Origin of the sequence: Leptospira johnsonii (assembly GCF_003112675.1) — a bacterium.
Lineage (GTDB): Bacteria > Spirochaetota > Leptospiria > Leptospirales > Leptospiraceae > Leptospira_B > Leptospira_B johnsonii.
The window spans coordinates 1,744,258-1,754,512 of sequence record NZ_BFAY01000011.1; the positions used below are offsets into that span (position 1 = coordinate 1,744,258).

8 protein-coding genes are annotated in these 10,255 nt (G+C 42.6%); 2 read left to right on the forward strand and 6 right to left on the reverse strand.

Annotated elements, in window-relative coordinates; translation table 11 throughout:
• Nucleotides 1-9 precede the first annotated feature (9 nt).
• The 6 genes from LPTSP_RS17070 to LPTSP_RS17095 form a co-directional block, all read right to left on the reverse strand.
• Entirely contained in the window at nucleotides 10-1,383 is a 1,374-nt protein-coding gene (locus tag LPTSP_RS17070; RefSeq protein ID WP_108929836.1) for a histidine kinase dimerization/phosphoacceptor domain -containing protein, read from the reverse strand.
• Between the two features lie 308 nt (nucleotides 1,384-1,691).
• The gene (locus LPTSP_RS17075) at nucleotides 1,692-2,783 is read right to left on the reverse strand and encodes an alpha/beta hydrolase (RefSeq protein WP_439957017.1); all 1,092 of its coding nucleotides are present in this window, start codon (nucleotides 2,781-2,783) and stop codon (nucleotides 1,692-1,694) included.
• Nucleotides 2,784-2,788: 5 nt separating this feature from the next.
• On the reverse strand, nucleotides 2,789-3,910 hold the full coding sequence (locus LPTSP_RS17080) for a peptidoglycan DD-metalloendopeptidase family protein (RefSeq protein ID WP_108929838.1): 1,122 nt from the start codon (nucleotides 3,908-3,910) through the stop codon (nucleotides 2,789-2,791).
• Between the two features lie 92 nt (nucleotides 3,911-4,002).
• Nucleotides 4,003-4,413, reverse strand: coding sequence for a bactofilin family protein (locus LPTSP_RS17085; protein WP_086446969.1), 411 nt, complete (start codon nucleotides 4,411-4,413; stop codon nucleotides 4,003-4,005).
• 122 nt (nucleotides 4,414-4,535) lie between these two features.
• Entirely contained in the window at nucleotides 4,536-7,010 is a 2,475-nt protein-coding gene (locus LPTSP_RS17090; RefSeq protein WP_108929839.1) for a penicillin-binding protein 1A, read from the reverse strand.
• An 18-nt stretch (nucleotides 7,011-7,028) separates the two neighbouring features.
• Nucleotides 7,029-8,096, reverse strand: a complete 1,068-nt coding sequence (locus LPTSP_RS17095) for a zinc dependent phospholipase C family protein (protein WP_108929840.1) — start codon at nucleotides 8,094-8,096, stop codon at nucleotides 7,029-7,031.
• 77 nt (nucleotides 8,097-8,173) lie between these two features.
• On the opposite strand from LPTSP_RS17095, the gene LPTSP_RS17100 reads away from it, so the two are divergent.
• Entirely contained in the window at nucleotides 8,174-9,445 is a 1,272-nt protein-coding gene (locus tag LPTSP_RS17100) for a diaminopimelate decarboxylase (RefSeq protein WP_108929841.1), read from the forward strand.
• A complete protein-coding gene (locus LPTSP_RS17105) occupies nucleotides 9,420-10,130 on the forward strand; it encodes an IspD/TarI family cytidylyltransferase (RefSeq protein ID WP_108929842.1) in 711 nt (236 codons plus the stop codon). Before LPTSP_RS17100 ends, LPTSP_RS17105 begins: the two co-directional genes overlap by 26 nt.
• The last annotated feature ends 125 nt before the right edge of the window (nucleotides 10,131-10,255 follow it).

The window sequence follows — 10,255 nt, forward strand, 5'->3', positions numbered from 1 at the left end:
AAACGTTTTTTAGGTCTCGTGTTTTGCGGGGAAGCTAAGGGTGGCCTTGCAGCCGTTTTCGTTCTCTAAATTGAGTTTTCCTCTTAGGAGTTTTACGAAAGAGTCCACCAAAGAAAGTCCTAAAGAGCCCGAATTGCGTGCTTGGGGTGTTGTGTCAGAGAGCCCCACGCCGTCGTCTTTGACCTCTAAGAAATATCGTTCGTCATTCAAACTAAAACGGATCAGTATAGAACCACTCTCTCTACCTTTGAATCCATGTTTGAATGAGTTGGTCAGAAGTTCGTTGATGATCAATGCACAGTTCATTCCCATCTCACTAGGGATCTTTGGAGTTTGGATATCCAATACAAGTTTGAACTTAGAACGATCTATCTTATACACTTCGAAAAGAAGGTCCGTTAGTTTGCGCACATACAGATCAAAACTAATGGAGGAAAGATCGTGATTTTCATAAAGCACTTCGTGCAGAAGGGCCACTGCCTGGATCCTATGCTGGCTGTCCTTGAAAATATCCAAGGTTTCCTGGTCCTTCAGATTGGAAGCGTTCATGCTTAGCAAAGAAGAAATAATGGTAAGATTGTTTTTGATCCTATGATGGATCTCTTTTAAGTAAGACTGGTTTGTACTATCCGATTCTCCTAAACGAAGAACAGTGATCGAACCGCTGGATTTTCCCTCGGTATTTAAGATGGGGGAAATTTGAAGGGTGGCAGCTGTTTTATTTCCGATCGCATCGATCGCGAATATTCCATTTTTCTCAATTGTTTGGTTAGAAGTTAATACATCCAGAATAGGAGGTGTATAAGCGGAAAAATTTGAATCTTCTAACCTTAAGATCTTTGTTAAAGAAAGTCCAATGGACTCCGCGTAACTTAGGCCCGCGATCTTTTCTGCCACAGGATTACAGAATAATACCAACCCGTTTTCGTCGGTGGTGATGATCCCGGATTCCATTTGGTTTAAAGTGGATTTTAAGGATTCTTCGTTTTTGCGGTTTCTATGTTCCAGCTCGTTTTTGTATAATGCCACTTCGATAGACGAGCGTAATTGGTCGGACTCGAATGGTTTGACTATATAGCCTAAGGGTTGAGTTCTTTTGGCTCTGTTAAGAGTGTTCTCATCTGCGTATGCTGTAAGATAAATAACAGGTGTTTGAAATCTGTTCCGGAGAAGTTCCGCAGTTTGGATCCCGTCCAGATTCCCTTCAATATTGATATCCATTAGGACCAGATCCGGATGATTCTCCTCAGCTTTTTGGATGGCTTCCTCTCCGGAGGATGTGATGCCCACAAGATCGTAACCTAATTTTTTAAGTTTTTGGCCCAAGTTGACTGCGACTATGATCTCATCTTCGACAACTAGGATCTTAGGTTTTGTGAGCATACTTCTAATCTACGAATAAAACCGATTGTTTCAACCATATAAATGTAAAATGATAGATGAAAATATCTGCGGAAATATGCAAAAGAATTTGAAAGCTTCCTTTGCAAGTAAAATCGAATATAAGTGAGATTTTTGTGAAGATCTCTTATTATCCTGTAATCTTTTTTGAAACAACTATCAGAATATAAAAACTTCCCTAATCCTTTCGGACTAAAACTTGAAATTTTTTGACATATCGTCTAACGTTGATCGGCCAAGGTTTGTTTCTGTCCCAGGGATGGGTGGATCGATTCCGGATTTAGAAGGATTTAATTTCGGAGAATATAGTTTTCGTTTCCGTACGACTTGCGGATGAATAGTCTCTTCTCCGCTCCCAGGCCCAAAAAGAGTTGGTATAGATCGGTCAAGATGGGACGGGAGGAATAATATCCGTGACCCAATGACAATAAAGAAGCGTCGATCGGGTTTACATTGACTACATCCACACCTGGAAATTTGGAACAGGCGCCTAGTCTTCCTGTCTGGTGGATCTGTGCCGAGGCAAACAATGCGGAGTCTCCGGGGGAACAATACAATGTAATCCTTTCCGAAGACTTTAATAAACTGTCCAGGATCAAAATGAATTCACCGGTATCATAGTCAGGTGCGTTCAATACCAATTCTTTCAAAAAAGGTTTGTCGCCCCATTCTCTAGAAAGTTCTGAAACCGAATTTAGAACCACCTGATGGCCCATGGAGTGTACCAATAGATGGATCTTCTTATTCGTGGAGACCATTCTTTTCAGGAAGTTTTTGAAAGAGTCCCTACTGCTTCTTGCGGAGACCAAATTTCTTTCGTAAGTATTTTTTAGGAAGAATGTTCCAAGCATGGAACCGTCTCCTCCCGCAGGCCAAGTGTATAATGCCACCTTGCCTGGAAATTTCAGATCGTATTTGAGTTGGGCCGCTCTTAAAATAGCCTCTTCGAAGTTTACATTAAATCCGTGGACGAATACGATCACTTCTTCGAAAGGATCTTCTTCTATTCTTTTCCACCAAAGTTTTTCCTGCTCTTCTTTGGTCTTTCCTTGGATAGCAACTCGATGCTCTAAAAATTGAAATGATTTTTCTTTATTGCCCAGGCCGAAGGGTAGGGAGCCTATCTCTCTATCCGCAGGAACGTTTACTAAGCAAGAACCTGATAGGGTTCCCATATTTCCGAAGTTTAGAAAATAAGAATTAGAACAAGCGACTTGTGTCCCTGGATTGACCGCTCTGGAAGTATTAAAAAATACCTCGACCCCATGAGTGGAAGAATATTGGGGATTAGTCCTTTTTTCCAGATATTCGGACGCGGAAGGTCCGCAACCTAAAGTGAGAACAAAACTAAGAGCGAGAGAAGAGAAAGAGCGAAACATCATAAATCTTAATGGTTCGGTTTGGAGCCTCTTTTATAAGAGAGACCCTTTAGATATTTTCCAGGATTTACGGATTTCCCTTTGTGGATTACCTCAAAATGTAGGTGGGGACCGAAACAATAACCTGTACATCCGGAGGTTGCGATCTTTTTGCCTCCGACTACATAGTCTCCTCGTTTTACATTCAGTCTGGAATTGTGAGCGTATAATGTTTTGAAATCGTCGTTATGTTCGATCACGATCGCGTTTCCGTAACCGCCCATCCATCCTGAGAATACTACCTTGCCGTTACGGGCAGCCATTACCGCTTCGTAGTTTGCTTTTAGATCCAATGCTTCATGGAATTTATGCTGGGGGAAAGTTCTCCACCCGTAATTGGAAGTGACTATATGAGAAGTAACTGGGACTACCCACTTAGGAGCAGGGTCTGGGATCACAGCGCCTGGAAGAAAAACCTTTTGGCCAGGACGAAGAATGTCCAGATCATCCAGTTTATTCTCTTCTAAAATTTCATCCAGGTTCACTTTGTAAAGAGAAGCTACCTTTGCTACGGTATCTCCCGCCTTAAATTTATATAATAGACCTTGCTTATTAGGGATCTGTAATATTTGTCCCGGGTACAGAGTATCTTCCAGATTGATACTGGAGGAACCTGCGATGGATTCCATAGAAACCTTGTAACGGGTAGCGATCTCAGAAAGTGTTTCGTTCCTTTTGACTTTGTAGGTAACGACTTTAAGTTGTTTCTTTTTATCCGAAGCGCTTTTGATCTCATTCGCCATCAAGATGGTGAGCTTTGCTTTTTCAGATTCTTCTAGGAATTTTTCGTCGCCTTTTTTGGCTTTTAAGTCTTCGGAATCGTTTTCAGTCACTTCCGTAGAAGCGGATTCCATAGAAGCGTTGGAAGGACTCATCCAGATCCCCAAAAATAGGACCATAAAGATGACGGATGCTACAAGAGGGATAACGCGGAATTTGCGTCTTCTGAAGTCCAAATTTCCGTGATATAGATTTCCTCTGAAATAAAAGGAATAATGGAAATGGAAAGCGCCCAGGTAGATCAGGGTGAAATTATCTGTCCGGAGGATTTCCTTTCCTGCGGTCAATTGCCTGGGCTTCTTGAAGATCATACTATGAGTATCGGTCGATCGGGCGGAGAACCACCCGAGTTTTTGATTCGAACAAATCTAAGAGGTGGGAAAAAGAACTCGGGGCCTGAGAGCTATTCTTCCTTACCGTTGTCCAAAGTTCGTGTGCCGCCAAAAGATTCTTCCACGATCTTTTTAACGTCTTTCTTCTGTCCGCCTGTCACGGTGATATTACCTTTCGCTACCACACCTTTTGCCAGGGAAAGAGCGGGAGCGATAATATCCCCTAAGAGACGTCCAGTTTCTTCCAAGCGGACTTCCGATTCCGCCTTAATGTTTCCGATCAAGGTTCCTGCTACGATCACTTCTCTTGCGGAAATGTTGGTGCGGACCTTACCGGTTTCTCCAATAAATAATGCGTCGTCGGTTTTAATTTCCCCTTCGAATTTTCCGTCGATACGTAGGGAACCAGCGATATAGAATTTGCCCTCAAAAATAGAACCTGGGCCGATTACGCTGTTATTATTATCCTTACCGATGGCCATCTGTTACTCCTGACTGCTGATTCATCTATTTGGTGGGCGGTTCCGAAATCGACAACTCTTTTTGCGTAGGAGAGCTCCGATTCCATTCGGTTGGAACTCCTCTCTACTCCAAAAGTTCCATTCTACCGGATTACGTCCTCATCGCCCTCGAAGAGATTCGGTTTTTTCTTCTTGGTGGTTCCTGGGTCTGTGGTATGGGTTGGAGTCGGATCCGGTTCGCTCATTCCTCTATGGTCTTCGCAGACTTCTTTCGGAACAGTGTCTTTGTCGAAAACTTCTTCTTCTGTTTGGTAACAATGGCTGCCAGGAAGTTTTCCGGAAATGGAACATATGGTCCTACGTACAATTTTTGCGTCTCCGAAATCGAACGATCTAGATTTTTCTTTGGCAAGTGCGTTTGCCATAAATCTTCCCCAGATGGGAGCGGCTACGACTGCGCCTGACATTCCTCTTCCGAGTGAAAGTGTTCCGGTATCATAACCCACCCAAACGACCGCTACAAGTTCCGGAGTGTAACCTGCGAACCAAGCATCTCTAAAATTATTTGTGGTCCCTGTTTTTCCTGCGGCGGGACGAGTGAGTCCGTAAGATCTGGCTCCTGTTCCTGTTCCTTTTTTGATCACGTCTTCCATCATGGAAGTGATCACATAACTTGTTTCGGGAGAGAGTAATCTTTTTCTTTCTTTGGATTCGAATTCTTTTCTGAAATCTTTGATCAGATTTCCTTGTTCGTCTTCTACATATAAAACGCTGAGAGGAAATACTTGTTTTCCACCGGAAGCAAATACCGCGTAAGATCTTGCGAGCTCATAAGGAGAAACTTCAAAACTTCCTAATGCGATTGAAAAGTCTCTCGGTAGATTTCTATTCTCTACTTGTAAAAGTTTTTCGAGTCTAGGCAGAAGATTATTCAGACCAGTATGTTCTAATAGTCGCACAGCCACACTGTTTCTAGAAAGTTCGAGAGCTTCTCTCAATCGAATAAATCCGGAATATTCTCCTGAATAATTACTCGGGTTCCATTCGTCTCCGTCTTCTAATACGTACTGGAGTGGAGAATCGTCGAACAGGGAAGCAGCCGTAACATTCTTCTTATCGTCCGGATGTTCATGATAATATTCCATTGCAGAAGCATATACTAATGGTTTGAATGCAGAACCTGGTTGTCTATATGCTTGGAATGCACGGATCTGTTGGTTATCGGAGCGGAATCCGGAACCTCCTACCATTGCGGTGATATAACCTGTGTCCGGGCGAATAGAGATTAACGCACCTTCGACAGGAAGTAGATGGTCTTCAGTAGCCTGGGTCGTATAATTCCAATCAATCGCTTCTGCCAGACCCTCTGTGCCTGAGATCAAATTCAGAACTGCTAAATCGTCTCTGAATTCTTCCTGCCATGCCCTGTTAAAAGTCCTATAAGAACGAGAGATCTTAAATTTGAATTCAGGAAGATCATGTAAATCCGCCAAAAGTTTGTATGTAGAACCGTAGGTGTCTTCGAAGGAATCTATTTTAGTAAAGGCCCTTTGGTTGGATAATTGGGTCTGTTGTTTCAAACCAGCAGCCAATGCCTTTTCTGCCTGGGATTGATGCTGAATATTTAGGGTGGTATAGATCTTTAAACCGCCCTCATAGATTTGTTGAGAAGGTATATAACGAGCCAGGTTCTTGCGTACATATTCCGTAAAATAAGGGAATTTGTTCAGACGATCCGAGAATGCGGAATCGTTAGGAGAACGATTTAAGGTTATATAATATTCGGAAAATGCCTCGAATTCTCTCTCTGCGGTTTCCACATCTAAGATCCCGTTTTCCACCAACTTTTTGAATACGACGCGCACCTTAGAAGCGGATGTATTCGGATTCACTAAGGGAGAAAATTCCTTGGGTCTTGTGGTCAAGCTTGCGAGAAGTGCCGCTTCTCCCCAGCTTAGGTCTTTGATGTCTTTTCTGAAATAGAATTTGGCCGCGGCGCCCACACCTATGGTTCCATGGCCGAGAGGGATCTCGTTTAAGTAGATTCCTATTAAGGTTTTCTTATCGAATACCAATTCTAAAAGTAAGGCCAGCCAAGCTTCTCTTGCTTTACGTAAAAACGATCTTTCCGTGTTTAAGAATTTTAATCTGGCAACCTGTTGTGTGATTGTGGAGGCACCTTCTTTCACTCTTCCCGCAAGAAGGTTTACCATAGTGGCTCTAAAAATCCCACGTAAGTCCAGACCTTTGTGAGATCTGAAATTATTATCCTCTGTGGAAACAAAACAACGAATGACTTTATTCTCTTCCCAGCCGCCCGGAAGATCTTCGTCGGTGATCACTACTCTAGAAAATCTATAAAACTCGGCAATAGGTTCGTATTTTCCTTCCGTATTGATCCCGAAAAGAAGGGAAGGCTTTTCATATCGATCCGCCTTAGGGACCTGCCAAATATCTTTGATGGAGAATACGAATAAAAATCCGTTTAAGAAGATAAGTCCTAAAACAAGATAGATCAGTTTGCGCACAGGATCGGAAGAATCCAAACGGGATTGGATCCTGTCCCTGAAAAGTACTACGAAATATCTTGTGAAAAAATCTACGGGTTCGTGTTTCATTTGGTTTATTTCTGATTTTTATAAAGGAGAAAATTGACGCATCTTATCTATGCCGTGGAACCTGAGTCCAGTATCTAGATTATATCCTTGGTATTCTTTGATCATAGAAGAACGAGAAGTTTTGTCGTGAACATAACCCCAGGCATTTGTGACCGCATCCTTTGCAGCTTCGCAGGCCTTGTTGATTAGTTCCACGAAAGAATCGTTTCGGATCAGGTTCGGGTCCGCAGGATAAGACCATTCTCTTTTTTCTTCGTTCATGATCCGTTTGTCTATATGCTCCTTTAGTGGAAGCATAAGAACGGAAGAATTTACTTTGTGCAAAGTGATCTTATCTAAAAAGCTGAGTGCGGCTCTTATTATCTTACTTCTGGAATCCAGGTATCTATGAAAATGCAAATAACCTAAGAAAGATTCGTTCAGAATATCTCCAGGAATGATCTTTTCTTCCGAGCCTATATACTTCTCTTTGAACTCTTTCGGAAAAGTGGCTTTTAGACCTTTTAACCAAAAGTTCCAAAGCATCGGGTCCATTTTTTTCTTCCCGTCTTTTCCTTTGAAGATCAAGTCCACATGTTGCACGAAATCATAAGCTTTTGGGGTCATTCCCCATCTGAAATCCAGAAGCCAAGAATCCAAGGCGAACTCCACTCTCATATGATTGTATTGTGCTTTGGAACTGATCTGCTTATCCGGACTATAATAATCGCCGGAGATAAAAAAGATATAAGGATGAGTGACGATGTCCACAGCGCAGTGGATGATATAACCAAGGGTAAACGCAAGAAAACGATCTCTATAAATTCCTTCCTCTACAGTAAGGACCCCGTCCAAAAAATTCAGGATGAGTTCCAAAACATTTTCGTGATGACTTAGATCTCCCCAAGGCAGGGCTTTTTTTGTTCGAACAGGAGAAAGAACATGATAAAAATAGAAAATATCAGGGGCGATCGCACCTATATTGGCAAACTTGCGGGTGCCTTCTTCTCTTAAAAGTTTTGCGATCTTTCTTTGTTCCGCAGTTCCGTGATCCAGATGTTTGCAGACTTGAGAAAGAGCTTCGAGATGAGTGATTTTGCCTGCCATATCGGAATTTTGCCTTTGAAAAAACCCGGACCGCTCTAAAAGATGGCCTAGAACTATCTAGAAAACCCTCTAACCCTATGCAATCAATAGAAAATCTTAAATTTTTGACTCCCGAAGAAGCTAGAAAAATCGCAACAAATTTCGGGACCCCAGTTTTTGTGTACTCTCGCAAAGGAATCGAAAAAAGTTGTGACGATGCACTTGCCTTTCCTAATGCTTTCGGTCTGACCGTTCGATTCGCAATGAAAGCCAATCCAGGGCGCACAGTTCTGGAAATATTAAGGAAGAAGGGCATCCATATAGATGCATCTTCCGAACATGAAGTGCAACGTGCGATACTTGCGGGATTCAAACCTTCCGATATTCTACTCACTTCTCAACAATTGGCAAGATCCTTAAAGGATTTGATTCCCCAAGGAGTCCAGTTCAACGCATGCTCTCTGAGGCAATTGGAAGAATTTGGAAAGTTATTTCCCGGAAAAGAAGTAAGCGTTCGTTTTAATCCAGGCTTAGGGTCTGGGGCCACCAAGAAAACGGACGTAGGAGGTAAAACATCCTCGTTTGGGATCTGGCATGAAGAGATCGGAAAAGTAAAAGAGATCGTTTCTAAATACGGACTCAAACTGGTTCGAATTCATACACATATAGGCTCCGGTTCCGATCCGGAAGTTTGGAAGGCAGTGGCACATTATACCTTAGAGATCGCAGCGCAATTCCCTGATTGTAGGACTGTGAATCTGGGCGGAGGTTTCAAGGTGGGAAGGATGATCGGCGAAAAAACAACCGATCCTCAAACCATCGGAAAACCTGTAAAAGAACTCTTTGAAAATTACGCCAAAGAAAAAGGGATCCAACTCAAAATGGAAATAGAGCCTGGTTCCTTCTTAATGGTGAATAACGGAGCAATCCTCACTCAGGTGGATGATATTGTCTACACCGGAGACGGGGGATTTACTTTCGTAAAACTGGATATGGGAATGGATGTGAATACAAGACCTGCTCTGTATGCAGCAAAACATCCATTGGTAGTGATCCCTAGTAAAGAAAAGTCGGAACAAAAGACCGGAGACTTTGTTTACGTAGGGCATTGCTGCGAAAGTGGGGACTTGATCACACAAGAAGAAGGAGGTGGGCCTCAACTAAGGACCACACAAATTCCTGAGATAGGAGACTTGGTAGTGATGGAAGGAGCAGGAGCGTATTGTTCTTCCATGTCCGTAAAAAATTATAATTCTTATCCAGAAACGCCAGAAGTTCTCATCGATCTGGATGGATCTACAAAACTCGTCCGCAAGAAACAAACTTTGGAACAAGTCCTTCAGAATGAAGTCCTGGTTTCCCTCGGGTAATATTTATCTTCTACTTCTTTCGGGAGGAACAGGCTCCCGGATGAAGTCCGATATTCCGAAACAATTTTTAGAATTAAACGGAAAGCCCATCTTACTTCATAGTTTAGAAACTTTTATAGATTGGGGAAAAACCAAAAGTATAGTCCTTGTGTCTCACAAAGATTATATTCCGGACTCCGAAACACTCTGTTCTCCTTTTCTGAGAGAAAGAGATAGAATTGTAGAGGGTGGGGAAACCAGACACGGATCCACGTTAGCCGGAATTTATAGTCTTCAATATTCTGCTAATGATATCATACTCATTCATGATGCAGCTCGTCCATTCGTTTCTTCGGATGATCTGGACAGATTATCCAGCGCTACGGAAGAGTTCGGAGTCGCCACGCTCGCCTCTAAAAATCACGAAACCGTTTTGGAAGAAGAGAAGGATAATCTGAAATTTCTAAACCGAGAAAAGATCTGGTTTATGAAAACTCCCCAAGGGATCAGGGGAGATATCTTGAAAAAAATTCTGGAAAAACCTTTCACAACGGAACCGACTGATCTATGCACTTGGGCTCAAAGTCAAGGAATCGGCTCCAAGTTAGTGGAATCCAATCCTTATAATCTGAAGATTACCGAAAAGTCAGACCTCACTTTAGCGGAAGCGATTTTGCCTCTTTTCCAAAATTGGAAAAAAGAGTAGGGCGACTTACTCGCTTTGCTCGTAACCGCGCTCTACGCTTCAATCAGCAAAGCACCATAAATGGTGCATTGCCGGATTTCCGCTACGATCGCTGTCGCTCTCATGCTTAGCCGTTCGAGTCCCTC